Source organism: Alcaligenes ammonioxydans (assembly GCF_019343455.1).
In the GTDB taxonomy this organism is placed as follows: Bacteria; Pseudomonadota; Gammaproteobacteria; order Burkholderiales; family Burkholderiaceae_B; genus Alcaligenes; species Alcaligenes ammonioxydans.
Genome location: NZ_CP049362.1, coordinates 1,064,026 through 1,085,687, shown reverse-complemented (window position 1 = coordinate 1,085,687; position 21,662 = coordinate 1,064,026). Strand labels below are relative to the sequence as shown.

Genomic DNA, 21,662 nt, shown 5'->3' with positions numbered 1-21,662 from the left:
TTTAAAATTTTGGGTGCGTTATTTGGTCAGCATGAAGCCTTTGCGAGCGCCGAAAGCCTGCTCCAGCAGCGCCTTGTGCTGTTCCTGGTGCTTGGCCAGGTAGCCTACGGCGGGCGAAGCGGACGCGGCGCGGCCGGCGTAACCCAATTTCTGACCTTCGCTCATGTTCTCGTAGATGTGATGCTGAACGTAGAACCAGGCACCCTGGTTTTGTGGCTCGTCCTGAACCCAGATCACTTCCTTGGCGTTGCTGTACTTGGACAGCTCTGCCTGGAAGGACTTGTGAGCAAAGGGGTACAACTGCTCCACACGGATAATGGCAATGTCGCTGCGCTCTTGTTCCTTACGGGTGTTGACCAGGTCATAGTAGATCTTGCCCGAACACACCAGAACGCGCTTGACAGCGGCTGCATCAATGGCCTGATCCGTTTCACCGATCACAGGCATGAAGTGGCCTTCAGCCAGATCACTCAGTGGCGACGTGGCGTCTTTGTTACGCAGCAAGGACTTGGGCGTCATGATGACCAAGGGCTTGCGGAAAGGACGAATCATCTGACGACGCAGAACGTGGAAGATCTGGGCGCCATTGGTAGGCTGGACAACCTGAATATTGTTGTCTGCACACAGTTGCAGGAAGCGCTCGATACGAGCCGAAGAGTGCTCCGGACCCTGACCTTCATAACCGTGTGGCAACATCAAGGTCAGACCGCAATGACGGCCCCACTTGGCTTCACCCGAGGTAATGAACTGGTCGATCACTACCTGAGCGCCGTTGGCGAAGTCACCGAACTGGGCTTCCCAGATGGTCAGGATATTGGGTTCTGCCGAAGCATAGCCATACTCAAACGCCAACACGGCTTCTTCGGACAGAACCGAGTCGATCACCGTAAAGGACGCCTGGCCCTCGGAGACATTCTGCAAAGGAATATAGGTGCCGTCGTTCCAGCGCTCACGTTTTTGATCGTGCAGCACGGCGTGACGGTGCGTGAACGTGCCACGACCCGAGTCCTGACCGGTGATACGGATGGCATAGCCATTGTTGACCAGGGTGGCAAAGGCCAAGTGTTCGCCCATGCCCCAGTCAACCTGTGCCTCGCCCCGTGCCATGGCACGACGGTCGTTAAGCATGCGGTTGACCAGCGGGTGAACGGTAAAGCCCTCGGGCACGGTGGTCAGTTTTTCGCCGATGCGGGTCAGCTCGGACATGGGCAGTGCGGTATCCGCATGGTCTGTCCATTTTGCGCCCAAGAATGCAGACCAGTCCGTAGCGTACTTGTTCTTGTAATCGGTCAGAACCGGTTCCACCGTCCGTTTGCCGTCTTCCATCAATTGACGGTAGGCTTTAACCAGATCTTCGGGCTCGTTCTCGGACAACACACCCTGCGCAACCAGCTTGTCGGCGTACAGCTTGCGCGTGCCATTGTGCTGACCAATTTTCTTGTACATCAGCGGCTGGGTCATCGAGGGCGTATCTTGCTCGTTGTGGCCCAGTTTGCGGAAGCAAACGATGTCAATCACCACGTCGTGCTTGAACTCGCGACGGAAATCCAGTGCCAGCTGAGTGACGAACACCACGGCTTCGGGGTCATCACCGTTAACGTGGAAAACAGGGGCCTCAATCATCTTGACCACGTCGGTGCAATACAGTGTGGAGCGTGTATCGCGTGGGTCAGACGTCGTGAAACCAATCTGGTTGTTAATAACGATGTGCAGGGTGCCACCGGTACCGTAACCACGGGTCTGGGCCAGGTTCAGTGTTTCCATGACAACGCCCTGACCGGCAAACGCCGCATCACCGTGAACCAGTACGGGCAGAACCTGACTGCCGTCCTCGTCGCTGCGACGATCCTGACGTGCGCGCACCGAGCCCTCGACCACGGGATTAACAATTTCCAGGTGAGAGGGGTTAAAAGCCAGAGACAGGTGTACTGGACCGCCGCGGGTGGACAGGTCGCTGGAGAAACCATTGTGGTATTTCACGTCGCCGTCGGTCAGACCTTCAGCGTGACGACCTTCAAATTCGGCAAACAGGTCGCCGGGCATCTTGCCCATGATGTTGACCAGCATGTTCAGACGACCACGGTGGGCCATGCCCACGATGATTTCCTGAACGCCGTTCTCGCCTGCGTGATTGATGACTTCATCCATACATGCGATGAAGCTCTCGCCACCTTCCAGGGAGAAGCGTTTCTGGCCGACGTATTTGGTGTGCAGGAAGCGCTCCAGGCCTTCGGCTTCGGTCAACTGCTGCAAGATGTTGCGTTTTTGCTCAACGCTGAAAGAACCTGTGCCGTGCACCGACTCCAGACGCTGCTGAATCCAGCGCTTGACGACCGGGTCGGAGATATACATGAATTCTGCGCCCACCGAACGGGAATACGTATCACGCAAGGCCTTGAGCATGTCGCGCAGCGTCATGGTGTCGGCTTTGGTGAAGTAGGTGTTGGTGGCGGAGTAGACCTGATCCAGATCCGCTTCGGTCAAGCCGTAAAAAGCGGGGTCCAGCTCGGGAATGTTGGGACGTTCCGAACGCTTCAGGGGGTCCAGATCAGCAATGCGTGCGCCCAGGGAGCGATAAGCCGCGATCATGGACTGGATGGACACTTGCTTCATGGCAACGGTCAGATCCGGTGCCTGCGCGCTGGTCAGGAAGGCATTGGCTTTGGCACGTTGCGCGAAGGACTCGACGATAGGCGCGTGCGCTTGATCGCGGGTGCTGTCGCGGCCGTCAGTAGCTGGCTGATGCTGCAGTTGATCGAAGTACTCGCGCCATTGGTCGGCGACGGAGCCCGGATTGTCGAGGTAGGACTCGTAGAGTTCTTCGACGTAAGGAGCATTGCTCCCGAACAGATAAGAGTTACTGAGCAGTTCTTTTTGCGATGACATTATTACGCTTCACCTATCCGAGTGTTTCACTCGTGTTGAGATGCAGGAAAACCTTCCGCGACACGGACCTCGCCGGTTAGCGGATAGCAGGAGCAGAAGGCAACGTGGGACGCCTTATACAAGCCGTATTGATCTAGTATAACGCCGCACACAAAAGGCGCAATTAATGACATCTAAAATGCTTGGGGACTGCACCAGACCGTTGGCATTAACAAACACATCGATCTATCACGCGGACGGATTCTTACAAAAGAAGCGCGCCAAATCATGATTGACGCCCCTTGCCTGCCCCACATGATGGAAAAATTCCGATATGCTAAACGGGTGCAGCAAGTACGCGCGTCGCCGGCCTCTTTTCCACCAAACCGAGCCCAGCCTGCCCTTGGTCACCTTGAGGCAGGCAACAAGCGTTGCCATGACATATGCTGCCTATAACAAATCAGCACCTACCTGGTGTCTGTATTTCTTATAAATTAGATTCACTTTTACACTAGAAAATCCTATCAGGAGCTTTACCAAAATGGATGCCAACGCCGATCTGGCCAAACTTGCGCTGGACTATCACGCGTATCCCACTCCCGGGAAAATCTCGGTGGTCCCTACCAAGACCCTAGCCAATCAAGATGACCTCTCGCTAGCCTACTCCCCCGGCGTCGCATCTGCTTGCATGGCCATCCACGCCGAAGGCGAAGAAGCCGCCGCCAAGTACACCTCGCGCGCCAACCTGGTCGCCGTGGTCACCAATGGGACAGCGGTACTGGGCCTGGGCAATATCGGCCCTCTGGCCGCCAAGCCCGTCATGGAAGGCAAAGGCTGCCTGTTCAAGAAATTCGCTGGCATCGATGTATTCGATATCGAATTGAACGAAACTGATCCCGACAAGCTGGTCGACATCATTGCTGCGCTGGAACCCACTTTGGGTGGGGTGAACCTGGAAGACATCAAGGCCCCCGAGTGCTTCTATATTGAAAAGAAGCTGCGCGAGCGCATGAGCATACCCGTGTTCCATGATGACCAGCACGGCACTGCCATCATTTCGTCCTCCGCTGTTCTGAACGGCCTGAAAGTCGTCAACAAGAACATCGCCGACATCAAGCTGGTTTGTTCGGGCGCGGGCGCTGCCGCCATTGCCTGCCTGGACTTGCTGGTTGCCCTGGGCGTGAAGCTGAGCAACATCTTCGTAGCTGACTCGCGCGGCATCATCTGGAAAGGTCGTGACGAGAACATGGAGCCCAACAAGGCTCGCTACGCTCAGGAAACCGACGCCCGCACACTGGCTGACGCCATGGTGGGCGCTGACGTGTTCCTGGGTTGCTCGGCCCCTGGCGTGCTGTCTGCCGACATGGTCAAGACCATGGCCGACAAGCCCCTGATTCTGGCGCTGGCCAACCCCGAGCCCGAGATCCGCCCTGAAGTGGCCAAGGCTGCCCGCCCTGACTGCATCATCGCCACCGGCCGCTCGGACTACCCGAACCAGGTCAACAACGTATTGTGCTTCCCCTTCATCTTCCGTGGCGCCCTGGACGTTGGTGCCAGCGTGATCAACGAAGAGATGAAGCTGGCTTGCGTGAAAGCAATTGCCGAACTGGCCCAGGTCGAGCAAAGCGACGACATGGCCACCGCGTATGGCGGCGAAGATCTGCGCTTCGGGCCTGAGTACATCATTCCCAAGCCGTTTGATTCCCGTCTGATTGTTCAGATCGCTCCGGCTGTGGCCCAGGCTGCGATGGATTCTGGCGTTGCCGCCCGCCCCATCGAAGACATGGACGCCTACCGTCAGAAGCTGATCGCCATGACCTACCACACCGGCCCGCTGATGCGTCCGTTGTACATGCAGGCCAAGGCTGCGCCCAAGCGCATCATTTACGCTGACGGTGAAGACGAGCGCGTCCTGCGTGCTGTCCAAACCGTGGTGGACGAAAAGCTGGCTCAGCCTATTCTGGTTGGCCGCCCCAGCGTCATCGAAATGCGCGTCAAGAAAGCGGGTCTGCGTCTGGAAGCCGGCAAGAACGTGCAAATCGTTGATCCTGAAGACGACGATCGCTTCACCGAAACCTGGACCGCCTACTACAAGCTCAAGGCACGTGAAGGCGTCACGCCGGACATCGCCAAAGCCATGATCCGCAAGCACAACTCGCTGATCGGCGTGATGCTGCTGCAACGGGGCGACGCGGACGGCATGATCTGCGGTGTAGCAAGCAACTACGACAGTCAGCTCAATTATGTCGAACAAGTCATTGGCCTGAAGAAAGAAGCCCAGACTTTTGCCGCCATGAATGTGCTGATGCTGCCGACACAGACTCTGTTTGTGTGCGACACCCACGTCAACGAGAACCCCACCGCCGAACAGGTCGCCGACATGACGATCCAGGCCGCCGAGGAAGTTCGTCGTTTTGGCGTAGTGCCTCGCGTTGCCCTCTTGTCGCACTCGAACTTTGGCAGCCGCCAGACCGAGTCCTCGCGCAAGATGGCCAAGGCTCGTCAGATCCTGGCTGAACGCGCTCCTGACCTGGAAGTGGACGGCGAAATGCACGCTGACTCCGCCCTGTCCGAGAAGATCCGCCTGAAAGCCTTCCCCGACAGCACGCTGCGCGGTTCGGCCAACTTGCTGATCACTCCTAACCTGGACGCCGGCAACATCACGTACAACATGCTGAAGATGACAGGCAGCAACGGTGTGGCCATGGGCCCCATCCTGCTGGGTGCGGCTCGCCCCATCCACATCCTGACCACCAGCGCCACGGTGCGTCGCATCATCAACATGACCGCTCTGGCTGTTGTAGATGCTCAGCAAGAAGCTCAGCAAAACAGCTAAACCTGTTTAGCTAACTGAAAACCGGATGCCGCTTTAAGCCGCATCCGGTTTTTTTGGAGTGTTGCTGGACTGAAAACGATCAAAACAGACGTTGTCCTCAACAAGGCCTACAGGCTGGGCCAGAAACCCGTGTCTGCAGGCAATTCATCCACTGCTTCAAAAGACACGGCACGCAACAGAAAATGCTGCTCCCCACTCAAAGGGACTTACCGTGCTGCCGCGCTGCCCCCCCCAGAGGGGGGGGGGGAGGACAGAGCTCTCAAGCCATAGCAGGAGTCATCTGCCGTCCACGAGACAAACTCAAGCCACCAATGGTCAGTGCCAGGAAAATGGCAGCGGCAATCCACCAACCCATCGCCCCGGTAATCAAGGCCTGGCCAATCAGCCCTGCCTGAATGACGTAATACACCATGGGGATCAGGGTCTTGCGGACAATTTCCCCCTCACGGCCCAGCATGCCGACTACCGCCCCGGCGGCGACCACGTTATGAACACAAATCATGTTCCCGGCGGCCCCACCGACTGCCTGCAATGCAACCACAACAGCGGACTGGTCGATATTCAAACCAATCTGCTGTGCCGTAGAGAACTGGAAGTAGGAGAACATCATGTTGCTCACGGTATTGGAGCCTGCAATAAATGCGCCCAAGCTGCCCACCCAGGGCGAAACACTGGGCCATGCATGCCCTACCGCGGTGGCCGCTCCTTGCGCCAGCACCAGAGGCATGCTGGCGATAGAACCATCTGCCGCAGCCGAGTTGATGAACACCTGAACCATAGGCACGGCCAGCAACAAGGCAGGCGCTGCACTACCCATGGTGCGCAGCGAGTCTTTGACCCCCACCACGTACTGCTGGCCACTCATGCGGAAGATGGCGATACATGCCAAGGACACCACAATCAGGATTGCCCCCGGTGAGAACAACAATTGCGCCGATGTGGAAATACCCGTGCCGAAAATGCCTTCAATTCTGATGGTCGCGGACGGACCGGTAAGCCAGGCCTTAACGGCAGGAAAAGTGCGGGTAACGATCAGCAGCAAGACCACCAGCACATAGGGCGAGAACGCCCGCAAAACGGAAAATCGTTGCGGCGCCTCCGTATTGTCCATGGCAACCGTGCCCAGCCAATGAGAAGGCCATTGACTGCGATCGGGAAAATCAAATGTCTTACGTGGCGCAAACCATCCTTTCCGCGCTGCTGTCACGCTCAGCACCAGCCCCACCATCGCGCCCAACATCGACGGAAACTCGGGCCCCAGAATGACGGCAATCAAATAATAAGGAACCGTGAAGGCCAGACCCGCAAACAGAGCAAACTTCCATGCACCCAGCCCTTCGGCAAAGGAGCGGCGCTCACCAAAGAAACGGGTCAGCAGACCGCAGAGCAACAAGGGAATCACAAAACCGGTCAGAGCATGGATCAGAGCCACATTCTCGACAATCTGCTGCAAATACTCCATCGGCTGCATGGGCACAATAGCAGCGGCCACGTCAGCTTTGTTATCAATGCCCGAACGCACACCGACCAGCATAGGCGTGCCGACTGCGCCAAAGGACACCGGCGTGGACTGAATGATGAGTACGGACATGACGGCAGCCATGGCCGGAAAGCCCAGCGCCAGCAGTAAGGGCGCCCCTACCGCGGATGGCGTGCCAAACCCAGAGGAGCCTTCGATCAGGGAGCCAAACAGCCAGGCCACAATAATGACCTGAATGCGACGGTCGGGCGACACATCCATAAAGCCCTGCCGAATCGCTTTCAAGGCACCGCCCACCTTGAGCGTATTCAAAAGCAGAACAGCTCCAAATACAATGAACAGCAAGGTCAAGGCGGTCACAATCCCGTTGACGGTAGCGGCTGCAATCACCGCGGTCTGGCTACCCCAGACAAACAAGGCAAGTAGAACCGTCACCAGATAAGCGGCCCCCATCGACAACTTGGCTGATCGTCCCATCACCACCATCAATAGAAAGACGACCAGCAATGGCGTCAGGGCCAACAAGGTGTATAAAAGACTCATCCCGGATTCTCCTTTGTGTGACTACATGTACGCAGGAAGCACTTCTGTTAAAGGACAAAAGACCAGCATGAAACAGATCTTCGGGCAGAAAGGCCGCTTCCCGTTTTGTATTTTTGAGCATCATAGCGGTATTACCACCTTTGTATTACCAGCACAAACCCTGACTAGTTTGGCCCCTACCCTCACCAAAATCCTGTGAAATTAAATAAAGTGGTAATACCAATATCCGAGAAAGCCTCTCCCATGACCAAGCAATCCCGCTCGCGCCTGTCAGACCAGGTTGCAGAGAAAATTCGTCAGCTGATTCAGGAGAAACATTTGCAGCCGGGGGACCGCATCCCCTCAGAGCGTCAATTGGCCGAGCAACTGGAGGTCTCGCGCGTGCCCATACGGGAAGCCTTGCGCTCCCTGTGCTCTGAAGGCCTGCTGGTGACCCGCCGCGGCGGCGGTACCTACGTTCAGGATAGCGATCTGATGAACTGGCCGGCCCAAAGCATTGCGCCCCTGGAAGAGTTGATCCATGAAGACCCGCTGTACCGCTACGATGTCCTGGAGGCGCGCCGCGCCCTGGAGGCCAGCACGGCCTGGCATGCAGCGCACCGGGCGACAGAGACGGACAAAAAGCGCATTGAGCACTGTTTTCAGGTCATGGTCCGTCACCAGCAGAATCAGGATGCAGATCTCTCGGCGCGCGCCGACGCGCAATTTCATCTGGCCATTGCCATGGCCTCGCATAATGTCGTACTGCTGCAACTGATGAACGGTTTATTCCAGCTGGTGTTCTCGACAGTGAAAGAGAACCGACGGGCCATGTTCGAGTTCGACAATGCCCGTGAAGTCGAGATTCTGACTGAACAGCATGAGGGAGTGATGAAGGCGATTCTGAACGGGGACGCAGACCGGGCACGCGAGCTGATTGGCCATCACCTTGATCACGTCCAGGCAAAAGTCCGGCTGTCAGAAGAAAACAAAGCACGTGAGCAACGCATCTTTCGCTTTAGTAACCCTCTCTCTCCACCGTGAGTGCAGCTGACTCACGCACCCGTATCCACTCGCGCGTCTGAAATCGGACTGTTTACAAAGGAAAAAAGCAAAAAAAAAAGTGCACCATGTGGTGCACTTAGCGTTCTCGCTATGGTCACTGCCCAATAGCGCTGCGGGCCAGATCTACACCCGGGGCAAGCCCCAGGTACCCGGTCCCGCAAGAATTAACGCTGAGCAGGTACATCGCGCTGGGTTGGGCCCACATACAACTGACGTGGACGGCCGATCTTGTAATCAGGATCGGACAGCATTTCGTTCCACTGCGCAATCCAGCCTACGGTACGAGCCAGGGCGAAGATAGCGGTAAACAGGGAGGTTGGAATGCCAATAGCACGCTGAACGATACCCGAGTAGAAGTCCACGTTGGGGTACAGTTTGCGCTCGACAAAGTAAGGATCTTCCAGAGCGATGCGCTCCAGTTCCATGGCCAGTTTGAACAGAGGATCGTTCTCCAGGCCCAGGGCTTCCAGAACTTCCTTGCAGGTTTCCTGCATCAGCTTGGCGCGTGGATCGTAGTTCTTGTAGACACGGTGACCAAAACCCATCAGGCGCACGCCCGAGTTCTTGTCCTTGACCTTCTCCATGAACTCGCCAACCTTGTCGATGCCGCCGTTGGCTTGCAACTCTTCCAGCATGTTCAGGCACGCTTCGTTTGCACCACCGTGAGCAGGACCCCACAAGCAGGCAACGCCCGCAGCGATCGCAGCGAAAGGATTGGTACCCGACGAGCCGCACAGACGAACGGTGGAAGTCGAGGCGTTCTGCTCGTGATCTGCATGCAGGATGAAGATACGATCCAAAGCGCGCTCAACCACTTCGTTGACCTTGTAGTCTTCGCAAGGGGTGGCGAACATCATGCGCAAGAAGTTGCCGGTGTAGGACAAATCATTCTTGGGATAGATGAATGGCTGTCCCAAAGAATACTTGTACGCCATCGCAACCAGCGTTGGCAGCTTGGCGATCAAGCGAATAGCCGACACATGGCGGTGATGAGGATTCGTGATGTCCGTGGAATCATGGTAGAACGCCGACAAGGCACCGACCAGGCCAGTCAGTATTGCCATGGGGTGAGCGTCCGGACGGAAGCCGCGCAGGAAGTGCTGCATCTGTTCCTGAACCATGGTGTGGTTCGTCACCAGGGAGTCGAACTCCTGTTTCTGCTCGGCGTTAGGCAGCTCGCCGTTCAGGATCAGGTAGCACACATCCATGAAATCGCACTTTTGTGCCAACTGGTCGATAGGGTAACCACGGTACATCAACTGGCCCTTGTCGCCGTCGATGTAGGTGATGCCCGATTCGCACGCCGCCGTCGCCATAAAGCCGGGGTCATAGGTAAACATACCTGTCTGACCGTAGAGCTTACGGATATCGATCACGTCCGGACCTACGGTGCCCTTGTGTACAGGGAACTCAACCGAAGGGCTACCGTCGGAGAAGGATAGCGTGGCTTTTTTTTCTGACAATTCCATCACTTTTTTCCTCAATGGTTATAGCTTTCGCATAATGTCTACTAGTCGCTGGATGTCCGGGGTGGCGTATTGCCCTTCCGGCTCGGAGCGAGCCAGAAGGACATCCAGCAAAACTGTATCGTCCATTTCGAACAAACGGGTCAGGGCCGAGACGTCCTGATCAGTCAGCTCGTTTTCGTATTGATCCAGAAAACGGGTGATCATCAAGTCGTTTTCAAGCAAGCCCCGGCGCGCACGCCAACGCAGACGCGCACGCTCCAATTCCGTCAATGTTCTCATCGGTACATACCCACCTTTTTAGATACTGCGACGCACCAGCATTTCTTTGATCTTGCCGATGGCATGCGAGGGATTCAGTCCTTTTGGACAGACATCCGTACAGTTCATGATCGTGTGGCAACGGAACAAGCGGTAAGGATCTTCCAGATTATCCAGACGCTCGCCAGTAGCCTCGTCACGCGAGTCGGCAATGAAACGATAGGCTTGCAACAAACCGGCAGGACCGACGAACTTGTCGGGGTTCCACCAGAACGAGGGGCAAGAGGTCGAGCAGCAGGCACACAGAATGCACTCGTACAGACCATCGAGTTCCTCACGAGCTTCAGGCGTTTGCAGACGCTCTTTCTCAGGAGGAGGCGCATCGTTGATCAGGAAGGGCTTGACCGAATGGTACTGATCGAAGAAGTGGGTCATGTCCACGATCAGGTCACGGATAACCGGCAGACCTGGCAATGGGCGCAGGACCACAGGTTCTTTCAGGTCGCGCATATTGGTCGTGCAGGCCAGACCGTTCTTGCCATTGATGTTCATGGCATCGGAACCGCACACACCTTCGCGGCAGGAACGACGCAACGCCAGGCTGTCGTCCATATCGTTCTTAATGCGCAAGATCGCATCGAGCAGCATCTTGTCGGTAGGTTCCAACTCGACTTCGATCTTTTGCATGTAGGGACGCTCGTCCTTGTCAGGATCGTAGCGGTAGATTTCAAATTTGACCTTACGTTTTTGGCTCATGTCAGTATCCTGCTTAGAAAGTCCGGGCCTTGGGCGGAATCGTTTCGGCTGTCAGCGGTTTCATCTGGACAGGCTTGTACTCCAGACGGCTGCCTTCCGAGAACCACAGGGTGTGACGCAGCCAGTTCTCGTCGTCACGCTCCGGGTGGTCGTTCAGGGCATGAGCGCCGCGACTTTCCGTACGATTGGCGGCCGACTTGGTCGTGGCACGAGCCACTTCGATCATGTTGGCCACTTCCAGCGCCTCAATACGGGCGGTATTGAAGACTTTGGACTTGTCTTTGAAGTAAATATCCTTGACTTCGGGAACCAGGGATTCGATCTGGTCGACGCCCTTGTGCAGCAGATCCAGGGTACGGAACACGCCACAGTGAGCCTGCATGGCCACGCGAATCTTGTTGCCCACATCCTGAGCCTTTTCGCCCGAGGTACGGGACTCCAGACGATTGACGCGGTCCAGCGAGAACTCGATGGAGGACTCGTTGATTTCCTGGTGAGCGTGATCTTTCTCGGGGTGCGAGTCCACAATGTGGTTGCCGGCAGCGCGACCGAACACGATCAGGTCCAGCAGCGAGTTTGTACCCAGACGGTTGGCACCGTGTACGGACGTGGCCGCACACTCACCGATCGCGTACAGACCGTTGACGATCTTGCTCTCGCCGGTCGGGGTTTGCGTCACCACCTGACCGTAGTAGTTCGTGGGGATACCGCCCATCTGGTAGTGGATGGTGGGAACCACGGGGATCGGGTCCTTGATCGGGTCGACGTTACCGAACTTGATGGCGATCTCGCGAATCGAGGGCAGACGTTTCTTGATGACGTCGGCACCCAGGTGATCCAGCTTCAGCACCACGTAGCTGCCGTCGCCACAACCGCGACCTTCCTTGATTTCCTGGTCCATGGAACGGGACACGAAGTCACGAGGGGCCAGATCTTTCAGGGTAGGAGCGTAACGCTCCATGAAGCGCTCGCCGTCCTTGTTCAACAGGATACCGCCTTCACCGCGCACGCCCTCGGTAATCAGCACGCCGGCACCGGCCACGCCAGTGGGGTGGAATTGCCAGAACTCCATGTCCTGCAAAGGCAGACCTGCACGAGCGGCCATACCCAGACCGTCGCCCGTGTTGATGAAGGCGTTGGTGGACGCAGCCCAGATACGGCCAGCACCGCCGGTAGCCAGCACCACGCGCTTGCCTTCCAGAACGTAGATTTCGCCGGTTTCCATTTCCAGGGCAGTCACGCCCAGGACGTCGCCCGCTTCGTTACGCAGCAGATCCAGTGCCATCCACTCCACGAAGAACTGGGTGCGGGCAGCAACGTTACGCTGGTACAGCGTGTGCAACATGGCGTGACCGGTACGGTCAGCTGCCGCACAGGCGCGCTGGACAGGTTTTTCACCAAAGTTGGCGGTGTGACCACCAAATGGACGCTGGTAAATCGTACCGTCCTGGTTGCGGTCAAAAGGCATGCCAAAGTGCTCGAGCTCGTACACTGCGTGCGGCGCTTCACGGCACATGAATTCGATGGCGTCCTGGTCACCCAGCCAGTCCGAACCCTTGACGGTGTCGTACATGTGCCAGTACCAATGGTCCTCGCTCATGTTACCCAGGGAGGCACTGACGCCACCTTGGGCGGCCACCGTGTGGGAGCGGGTTGGGAACACCTTGCTGAGCACAGCCACGGACAAGCCGGCCTGAGCCAATTGCAGGGAACAACGCATACCGGCGCCACCGGCACCGACCACCACTACGTCAAACTGACGGCGGGGCAAAGATTTTGTGATGGAAGCCACGGTTTAGAGACTCCAGATAATTTTTGCAAAAAAGACGACACTGGCCACCAGCCACAGCAAGGTCAACACTTGCAGGAACAAGCGCAGGCCAGCGGGCTTGACGTAGTCCATCCAGATGTCACGCACACCGATCCAGGCGTGCCAGGACAACGACAGGAAAAACAGGGTTGCCAGCAACTGACCCAGAGGCAGGGAGCCGACCGTGAACGAGAACAGGCCGCGCCAGGTCTCGAAATTCAGTTCGCTGCTAAACAGGATGCCGCCAATGATGACCAAGGTGTAGATGGCCATGATGACTGCAGTCACCCGCTGTGCCAGAAAGTCCAAGGTACCGTAGTGGGCACCCACTACCAGGCGGTTTGCGCCAATGCGCTCACGATTAGCCATTACCACACCCCAAACAGTTTCAAACCAAACACAACAGTCAGCGCCAGGCTGACCCCAAACACCATGCCGGCCGATTTCTTGGCGGACTCTTTGTCATTACCCAGGTGCAGGTCCAGTGCCAGATAGCGGATGCCGGCACAGAAGTGGTGCAGATAGCCCCAGATCAGCACCAGAAGAATCAGCTTACAGACAGGGTTGTCGACATAGCTGCGCATGGTCTCGAAGGACTCTGGAGAGCTCACGCTCAAAGAGAACAGTGGCAATAGAACGAGCGGCAGGCAAAGAAACAGCAATGCGCCGCTGACACGATGCAAAATCGACGATTTTGCGGCCAGGGGCAAGCGGTAGCTCAATATCTGCGGCACGCTGATATTGCGATACTGCGGACGCTGCTTGGGTGCGGTATCAGACATGATGGCCTCGAAGTAGATAAAAAAAAGTCATAAAATTTTTAACCTTGGTATTTTCACCTATTTGACACGACGATGCAGTATCAAATACCGTATGCCGCCGTACTAGCTGAGTGTGTTTCGGTAATGGAAGCGCTCAGTCAGGTATAAACCCCGGCGCAACTCCATCGGTCGGTCACCATAGGTGTAGGACACACGCTCTACATACAAAAGCGGGGAGCCGGCGGCCACCTGCAGAACCGAGGCAGCCTCTTCGGTGGCGCTGACCGCGCCAATCTTTTCATCGGCACGCACCATGCTCACGCCAAACTTGCTCTCGAACCAGGCATACATCGGGCCCTTGTTCTGCTCGACGGCGTCCAGGGTCAGGCCCTTGAACACCGAGCCGGGCAACCAGATATCGTCATAAATGGTGGGAACCTGATCAAAGGAGAGGACCCGGCGCAAGTTCACCACCATGTCGGACGTGCGCAAATCGAGCAGCACCGCGACATCCGTGGGAGCCTTCATGCGACGAACATCGATGATTCGACTTTGTGAGGCGACCGGCTTGCCGTCATCGGGGGCCAGACGCAAAAACCGAAAACGCACCCGCGCCTCGTGGTGGGTGGCTACAAACGTGCCTTTCCCTTGACGACGGATCAGAAGATTGTCGGCGGCCAGCTCATCGATAGCCTTGCGCACCGTCCCCTGGCTGACCTGAAAACGTGCGGCCAGTTCCAGCTCACTGGGAATGGCCTCGCCAGGCTTCCACTCGCCACGATCCAGCCCCTGCAGCAGCAAAGCCTTAATCTGTTGATACAGAGGGCTATAGGCCGCGCTAGGAGCGGATTTTTCGATTTCCTGGGTGCGTAGCGGCGGCACGTTCTCAGACATGGGGCTCATAAAAAATGCGCGATAAATACAGCGGGGAACACGCATTTGTTCATAAAATAGACAGTGCGCTAATTTTCGCATGACCGGCCTCGAATGTCTAACGCTCTTATGTCTTATATAAGATATAAGACGTTTGACGTCCTTATCGTTTTGGTCTAGTCTGCGCAGTGAAAAAAGAGACTATTCCTCTTGCGAAAAACCGTTTCCCAAGCCGGCCGCCGGCTCGCAAAAGATTTAAACTGTGTTTTTCGTCACCGTCTTCAAACCCAAAAACGGAGTCATACTCTCATGTCCAAACCCGCAATGCGCGTCGCCGTTACCGGCGCTGCTGGCCAGATTGGCTACGCCCTGCTGTTTCGCATCGCTTCTGGCGAAATGCTGGGCAAAGACCAGCCTGTGATCCTGCAGTTGCTGGAGCTACCCGACGAGAAAGCCCAAAAGGCCCTGAAGGGCGTCATGATGGAACTGGACGACTGCGCGTTCCCCCTGCTGCAAGGCATGTCCGCCCACAGCGACCCTGAAAGCGCATTCAAAGATGTTGATATCGCCCTGCTGGTCGGCGCCCGTCCACGTGGCCCCGGCATGGAGCGTAAAGACCTGCTGGCCTTCAATGCCCAGATCTTCACCGCACAAGGTCGCGCCCTGAACAAAGTTGCCAGCCGTGACGTCAAGGTTCTGGTGGTGGGCAACCCTGCCAACACCAACGCCTACATCGCCATGAAATCGGCTCCTGATCTGCCAGCCAAGAACTTCACCGCCATGCTGCGCCTGGACCACAACCGCGCCCTGTCGCAACTGGCCGCCAAGTCCGGCAAGCCCGTTGCTGACATCGAGAACCTGATCGTCTGGGGCAACCACTCGCCCACGATGTACCCTGACACCCGTTTCGCGACGGTGAACGGTGAGAAGATCGACGCCATCATCAACGATCAGGCCTGGAACCGCGACACCTTCATCCCCACCGTGGGCAAACGTGGCGCCGCCATCATCGAAGCCCGTGGTCTGTCCTCGGCGGCTTCGGCTGCCAATGCCGCCATCGACCACGTGCGTGACTGGGTATTGGGCTCGAACGGCAAATGGGTCACCATGGGCGTTCCTTCGGACGGCTCCTACGGCATTCCTGAAGGCATCGTTTACGGCGTGCCCGTCACCACCGAAAACGGCGAGTACAAACGTGTGGAAGGCCTGGAAATTGACGCCTTCTCGCGTGAGCGCATGGACCACACCTTGAACGAACTGCTGGAAGAACGTGACGGTGTGAAAGACCTGCTGGGTTAATTAAACCGCCAGTGTCTGCAATCCCCGCCCGTATCGGCGGGGATTTTTTTTGCCTGTCGCCTTATCACTGATGCCTGCTGCTCGATACTTCGCGCCTGGAACCAGTGCGCTGGAACACGGCACAAGCCTATCCAACCCTAGGCTGGCCGCTCCCGTCGTCTGAATCTTCCCGCACAGACGGCACATACACCACCATACGCAAATGACGACTCTCATCAATGATGAGCGAGGTCTGCTCAAACTCGCGCAACTCCCCATCTACAAGCACGGTGCGTAACGCGCCGCAAGGTGAATGCACATCATGTTGCTCCCACCACTGCTTGAACTCCGGTGATACGCGTTTGAGCTCATTGGCCAGTTCATGAATATCCGTTCCGTCTGTGGCCCGAGCAAAGTCGCGACGAAAACTGGTCAACATCTCCAGCGCCTGCGATTCCCAAGGGACAAAGCGGGTGTGCAAAGCGGGATTCGTAAACATCTGCCACAGAAGATTGCGCTGCCCATCTGGATACGCCCCCAAGCCCAGCAGATCATCCGCCAAGGCATTAAAGCCCAGAACATCCCAGCGTAAATTCAAGACAAAAGCCGGATGCGGCAAGTCGTGCATCAAGCGTCGCACCAAGGGCGGCAAGACACACCAGGTAATTCCTGGCTCGGCAGGCAGGCGCTCATGCGCCAGCAAGAACAAGTGTCTGCGTTCGGCCGCATCCAGTTTCAGAACACGGGCCAAATTGTCCAGAAAGCTGGCCGATACGCCAATATCACGCCCTTGCTCCAACCAGGTGTACCAGGTCAGCCCCACTCCCGCCAAAGCCGCCACCTCCTCGCGCCGCAAGCCCGGAGTGCGGCGCCGTCCGCCACTGGGCAAGCCCACCTCCTCCGGCAAAAGACGTTCACGGCATGCGCGCAAAAAGGCAGACAGCTCCGGGCGTGTTCGCTCCAGCGTCCTCATCAATCAGCACCCCATTGCTTTAAGTAATAGCATAAACAGTTAAATTGTAATTGTTTAAAAAGAGTTCAAGAATACACGGGTTTTCCATTCAGACAAGCATCATGAACTCGAACTCTTATTGCCAAACCCCACCCCCGCCGACGCCCGACACACCGCCCTGGCTAGGCTTGTCCGTTTTACTTCTAGCTGGTTTTGTAACCATTTTTGATCTGTTCGTGGTCAATGTGGCTATCCCGGACATGCAAAGCAGGCTGGGAGCAAGCTTTAGTCAGATCGGTTTTATTGTGGCGGGCTATGAACTGGCCTTTGGGGTGCTGCTGATCACTGGCGGGCGGCTGGGCGATTTATGGGGTCGGCGCAGGCTCTTTCAGATTGGCATGGCCGGTTTCACATTAGCCTCGGCACTATGCGGGCTGGCACCCAGCGCTTTCTTGCTGATCCTGGCCAGGGTGCTGCAGGGTCTGGCCGCTGCTCTACTTTTTCCCCAGGTCTACGCGTCCATCCGGGTCAACTTTGACGGTGATAACAGCCGTCGCGCCTTTGGTCTGTTGGGAATGACATTGGGTCTGGCCGCGATTGCGGGACAGGTGCTGGGAGGATGGCTGGTTCATTTCAACCTGTTTGATCTGGGCTGGCGCAGCATCTTTCTGATCAACCTGCCTGTGGGTCTGCTGGCGATTGGGGCGGCTCGCTACATTCCCGAAACCCGTGCGCCCCAGGGCCAGGGGCTGGACAGCACGGGCGTGGTTCTCATCAGTCTTGCCCTGAGCCTGCTGCTGACCCCCCTTATCCAAAGCTCAGAGCACGGCTGGCCCCCATCCAGCCTGGCCGCCCTGGCGGCCTCCGGACTTTTGCTTCTGGCTTTCTACAAACAGCAGGAAAAACGCCGACAGGCGGGGCAGTCGCCCCTGGTGGATATGCAACTGCTGGCCCAGCCACGCTTTGCCTTAGGCGCTTTACTGGTCCTGCTGGTGTATTCCACGGCCAGCTCGTTCTTTCTCTGCTTTGCCCTTTTGTTGCAAAGCGGCCTGGGTCTGAGTCCGTTTCAGGCGGGCAGTATTTTCGCGCCCGCCAGCGCAGGCTTTGTGGCTGCGTCTCTGGGTGCACCACGCCTGGTCGCCCGTTATGGCACCCGTGCGATTACAGCCGGCGCCCTTGGCTATACGCTGTCCTTTGCCTGGCTGATCGCTCAGGTCGCCTGGACAGGAGCCCGGATGGAACCCGCTCACCTGATTCCCGTCCTGATTTTTCTGGGCGCCAGCCAAGGCCTGATCATGACTCCTTTGCTGAATCTGGTTCTGGGTTTTGTCAAAGCGGCTCAGGCAGGCATGGCATCCGGGGTGATTTCCAGCATCCAGCAAGTTGGGGCAGCGCTAGGGGTGGCCGTGGTTGGCCTGCTCTTTACTGCGGGCCGAAACGCAGGTGGTCTTGCCTCCTCCCAGACCGAACAATATGTGGCGGCCTTTGTAGCAGGCATGAGCTATAACCTGCTGGCCTGCATCCTGGTCTGCCTATTACTGATGGCGTTGAGCAAACTCGCTCAATATCAGGAGCAGCCCTGACCACCAACAGCCCCTTCCCCCACGGGCTGGCTTGAGCAGGCGGGCAGCCACTGCCTCACTTCTTGCGCAATTTACGCCACAAGGTGCTGCGACTGATCCCCAGTTGCTGGGCAGCCAGAGCACGATTACCGCCGCATGCTTGCAGCACCTGGGCCACATGCTCCTGTTCATTGCGCTCTTGCCGCTCACGCAGCGCGGGCACCGCCTTCTCTGTGGCGGTCGCCTGCAATTCCGGAGCGATTTCCTCCAGCTGTACCGCCTGCTCCCCCTGGACAGAGCCAAGCACCATCAGCCGCTCAATCAAGTTTTCCAGCTCACGGATATTACCGGGCCAGGCGTAATCAGGGCCCCGCTTCAACAATTGCGTCAGCCACGTTGGCTGCAACGTAAGCGCGCCGCCTAAACGCTGGGCTACTTTCCCCAAAAGATGCTCCACCAGCTCCGGCAGATCGTCGGTGCGCAGCCGCAAAGGCGGCAAGCGCAGCACCAGAATATTCAGGCGATAAAACAAATCCTGGCGGAACACTCCTTCTTTCACCTGCGCCGCCAAATCGCGATGCGTCGCGGCAATCACACGCACATCGACCGGCGTGGGCTCAATCGCCCCGATACGCAAGACTTCCTTCTCCTGCAACACACGCAACAAGCGAGTTTGCAAAGGCAAAGGCATTTCCCCGATCTCATCCAGAAACAAGGTACCGGTATGAGCCGCTTCCACCAGGCCCACTTTGCCGCCCCGGCTCGAGCCCGTAAATGCCCCTTCCACATAACCGAACAGCTCGCTCTCCAGCAGGCTGTCGGGAAAAGCGGCACAGTTGACTGCCACAAACGGTTGACCACGCCGGGCGCTGGCGCTGTGAATGCCCTGAGCCAGCAGCTCCTTGCCCGTCCCGCTTTCGCCAATGATCAAGGTCGTGGCCGTGCTTTGTGCACAAGCCTGGGCCTGAGCACGTAATGTGCGCATGGCCGAACTCTGCCCTATCAAGTCGGCCAGTTGATAACGGGCATGCCGCGACGCGGTCTGCTGGCTACGTGAGCGCAAACTGCGATCCAGCCGCTGAATGGCTGCCGGGTCCTGACAAATCAACACAGCCCCACTCAGGCGCCCCTGCTCGAGAATCGGCATACGGGTCACAATCGCCGTGCGCCCTCCCACCTGCTGCACCGTATCAAGCTCTACTTCCACACTGCGCAGTGTGCCGGCCAGATCCAGCTCGGGATACAAGGCCCCCAGGCGGCGCCCGATCATGGCCTGAGCAGGCTGACCCAACCAGGCTTCCATGGCCGGGTTCACGGTTTCAATACGCTCATCCCTATCGACTGACACCACACCGTCACGCAACTGCGCCAAAATCGTATTCAAGCGATCCCGACGAGCCGCTTCAGCGCGAGCAACACGGGCTAGTTCGATAGCGGACTCCAAAGCCTGTCGCACTGCTCCTTGTGAATACAGGAGCACGCCTTCCATCTGGTTCTCACGCGCCAGATCCACGACCAGCCCGGGTGCCAGCACCCACTCCACACCCAGCTCTTTCAAATCCTGAACACAGCTACGTGCATCGGCCTCGCTGCGATAGCTGCGTAGCTCCACGGGCAGATCAAAACGCTGCACAAACTCCATCAACTCAAGCGGTATTTCGCCATAGGTCACCACGGCTTTGCGCTCGGCCTGTGCCGAGGCCAGACTGCCCATAATGTCGAAACCACCGGGATGTACCAGCACCACGGGCAGGTCCAGATGCTCACGCAAATAACTGCCGTTGGAACCGGCGGACACCAGAACGTCGATTTCACCTGTTTGTCGCAAAACCTGCACGGTTTCCACGGCCTCGCCATAAGCCTTGTCCACGATCAGAATTTCAGCCTGGGCGCGGAACTGCGGCACCAGCTCCTCCAAGAGAGACCGCAGTCCGTGCAAACCGAACGCCACCAGACGCAGACGAGCAGGAAGGGAAGACGGATAAGGCATGTGGTTTCATCCAGGCATCAACAATGCGACATTGTTTCAAATTACGTTTCAACATTGAAACACAAAACAGTGAAAGGCAGTATTCACGAAAAGAACTGACGCGTGCAAACCATGGCAGAAATCCCCGCCTAGTCTGGCTTCAGGCGTTTCCTCGCCCCCATACCTGAACCTGGCACAGCATTTGCTTTATTGAAATCAACCCATCGCAGCATCACGCTGACGACATTTTTTTATCTTGTGATCTGGAGCCCCAAATGAGCCAAAACCCACTGACATCGGCAGGCGCCCGTTTCCGCCAGGCCCTGCGCGACGAGCAGCCTTTGCAAATCATTGGCGCCATCAACGCCAATCACGCCTTGTTGGCACAACGAGCCAATTACCGTGCCATTTATCTGTCGGGCGGCGGTGTGGCTGCCGGGTCCCTGGGTCTGCCTGACCTGGGTATCAATACCCTGGACGATGTCCTGACCGACATTCGTCGTATTACCGATGTGTGCGATCTGCCCCTGATGGTGGACATTGACACCGGCTTTGGCGCCTCGGCCTTCAACATCGCTCGCACCATCAAAAGCCTGATCAAGTTTGGCGCGGCTGCCTGCCACATTGAGGATCAGGTAGGTGCCAAGCGTTGCGGTCACCGCCCCGGCAAGGAAATTGTCAGCACGGAGGAAATGGCTGACCGCGTGAAAGCCGCTGTGGATGCTCGCACCGACCCGGATTTTTTCATCATGGCCCGCACGGACGCGATTGCGGTGGAGGGCGTGGATGCCGCCCTGGAGCGCGCCCAGGCCTGCGTGGAGGCTGGTGCTGACGGCATTTTTGCCGAGGCCTGCTACGATCTGGACACCTATCGGCGTTTTACCGACACCCTGAATGTGCCCGTGTTGGCCAATATCACAGAATTTGGACAAACCCCACTGTTTACCGTGCAGGAACTGGCCTCGGTCAATGTAGCCATGGTTCTCTATCCACTGTCCGCATTCCGCGCCATGAACAAAGCAGCCGAAACCGTCTATCAGGCGATCCGCCGTGACGGGCATCAAAAAAATGTCATCGATTTGATGCAGACTCGCGAGGAACTGTACGATCGTATCGGCTACCATGCTTACGAGCAAAGCCTCGACAAGCTGTTCCAGAAAAACAAGAAGTCCTGAGCCATCACAGGCTCCCGCCAGCCCCGCCAAA

Annotated in this window: 16 protein-coding genes; 5 read left to right on the top strand and 11 right to left on the bottom strand. The window is 57.2% G+C overall.

Going from position 1 to position 21,662, the window contains the following annotated elements; all coding sequences use genetic code 11:
* Positions 1-18: 18 nt before the first annotated feature.
* Positions 19-2,886, bottom strand: a complete 2,868-nt coding sequence (locus tag FE795_RS04905; RefSeq protein ID WP_131071397.1) for a 2-oxoglutarate dehydrogenase E1 component — start codon at positions 2,884-2,886, stop codon at positions 19-21.
* Between the two features lie 520 nt (positions 2,887-3,406).
* On the opposite strand from FE795_RS04905, the gene FE795_RS04900 reads away from it, so the two are divergent.
* Entirely contained in the window at positions 3,407-5,701 is a 2,295-nt protein-coding gene (locus tag FE795_RS04900) for an NADP-dependent malic enzyme (RefSeq protein WP_131071396.1), read from the top strand.
* A gap of 259 nt (positions 5,702-5,960) precedes the next feature.
* On the opposite strand, the gene FE795_RS04895 is transcribed toward FE795_RS04900, so the two are convergent.
* A complete protein-coding gene (locus FE795_RS04895; protein WP_219235768.1) occupies positions 5,961-7,724 on the bottom strand; it encodes an L-lactate permease in 1,764 nt (587 codons plus the stop codon).
* A gap of 243 nt (positions 7,725-7,967) precedes the next feature.
* Here FE795_RS04895 and lldR point away from each other — a divergent pair, with 243 nt between their 5' ends.
* Entirely contained in the window at positions 7,968-8,747 is a 780-nt protein-coding gene (lldR, locus tag FE795_RS04890) for a transcriptional regulator LldR (RefSeq protein ID WP_003802524.1), read from the top strand.
* Positions 8,748-8,932: 185 nt separating this feature from the next.
* Here lldR and gltA read toward each other — a convergent pair whose 3' ends face one another.
* The 7 genes from gltA to FE795_RS04855 all read right to left on the bottom strand — a co-directional run bounded on the left by gltA (position 8,933) and on the right by FE795_RS04855 (position 14,716).
* Entirely contained in the window at positions 8,933-10,237 is a 1,305-nt protein-coding gene (gene gltA, locus FE795_RS04885; RefSeq protein WP_039943520.1) for a citrate synthase, read from the bottom strand.
* Positions 10,238-10,255: 18 nt separating this feature from the next.
* A complete protein-coding gene (locus FE795_RS04880) occupies positions 10,256-10,516 on the bottom strand; it encodes an FAD assembly factor SdhE (protein ID WP_003802528.1) in 261 nt (86 codons plus the stop codon).
* An 18-nt stretch (positions 10,517-10,534) separates the two neighbouring features.
* Positions 10,535-11,251, bottom strand: coding sequence for a succinate dehydrogenase iron-sulfur subunit (locus FE795_RS04875; RefSeq protein ID WP_003802530.1), 717 nt, complete (start codon positions 11,249-11,251; stop codon positions 10,535-10,537).
* A 13-nt stretch (positions 11,252-11,264) separates the two neighbouring features.
* The gene (sdhA, locus tag FE795_RS04870) at positions 11,265-13,043 is read right to left on the bottom strand and encodes a succinate dehydrogenase flavoprotein subunit (protein WP_003802531.1); all 1,779 of its coding nucleotides are present in this window, start codon (positions 13,041-13,043) and stop codon (positions 11,265-11,267) included.
* Positions 13,044-13,046: 3 nt separating this feature from the next.
* Positions 13,047-13,430: a succinate dehydrogenase, hydrophobic membrane anchor protein gene (gene sdhD, locus FE795_RS04865; protein WP_003802535.1), complete on the bottom strand. Its 384-nt coding sequence runs from the start codon at positions 13,428-13,430 to the stop codon at positions 13,047-13,049.
* Positions 13,430-13,843 carry a succinate dehydrogenase, cytochrome b556 subunit gene (gene sdhC, locus FE795_RS04860; RefSeq protein ID WP_003802537.1) on the bottom strand — a complete coding sequence of 138 codons (414 nt, stop codon included), beginning with the start codon at positions 13,841-13,843 and terminating at the stop codon, positions 13,430-13,432. The genes sdhD and sdhC overlap by 1 nt, the downstream gene beginning before the upstream one ends.
* A gap of 102 nt (positions 13,844-13,945) precedes the next feature.
* Positions 13,946-14,716 carry a GntR family transcriptional regulator gene (locus FE795_RS04855; protein ID WP_039943554.1) on the bottom strand — a complete coding sequence of 257 codons (771 nt, stop codon included), beginning with the start codon at positions 14,714-14,716 and terminating at the stop codon, positions 13,946-13,948.
* A 288-nt stretch (positions 14,717-15,004) separates the two neighbouring features.
* Here FE795_RS04855 and FE795_RS04850 point away from each other — a divergent pair, with 288 nt between their 5' ends.
* Positions 15,005-15,994 carry a malate dehydrogenase gene (locus tag FE795_RS04850; RefSeq protein WP_003802540.1) on the top strand — a complete coding sequence of 330 codons (990 nt, stop codon included), beginning with the start codon at positions 15,005-15,007 and terminating at the stop codon, positions 15,992-15,994.
* Positions 15,995-16,121: 127 nt separating this feature from the next.
* Here the strand turns inward: FE795_RS04850 and FE795_RS04845 are convergent, their stop codons facing one another.
* Positions 16,122-16,946 (bottom strand): helix-turn-helix transcriptional regulator, encoded by an 825-nt coding sequence (locus FE795_RS04845; protein ID WP_131071394.1) that lies wholly within the window; start codon positions 16,944-16,946, stop codon positions 16,122-16,124.
* Positions 16,947-17,047: 101 nt separating this feature from the next.
* On the opposite strand from FE795_RS04845, the gene FE795_RS04840 reads away from it, so the two are divergent.
* Positions 17,048-18,508 (top strand): MFS transporter, encoded by a 1,461-nt coding sequence (locus FE795_RS04840; protein WP_039943522.1) that lies wholly within the window; start codon positions 17,048-17,050, stop codon positions 18,506-18,508.
* Positions 18,509-18,563: 55 nt separating this feature from the next.
* Here the strand turns inward: FE795_RS04840 and prpR are convergent, their stop codons facing one another.
* Positions 18,564-20,477: a propionate catabolism operon regulatory protein PrpR gene (gene prpR / locus FE795_RS04835; protein WP_003802545.1), complete on the bottom strand. Its 1,914-nt coding sequence runs from the start codon at positions 20,475-20,477 to the stop codon at positions 18,564-18,566.
* A 254-nt stretch (positions 20,478-20,731) separates the two neighbouring features.
* Here prpR and prpB point away from each other — a divergent pair, with 254 nt between their 5' ends.
* Positions 20,732-21,631, top strand: coding sequence for a methylisocitrate lyase (gene prpB, locus FE795_RS04830; RefSeq protein ID WP_003802547.1), 900 nt, complete (start codon positions 20,732-20,734; stop codon positions 21,629-21,631).
* The last annotated feature ends 31 nt before the right edge of the window (positions 21,632-21,662 follow it).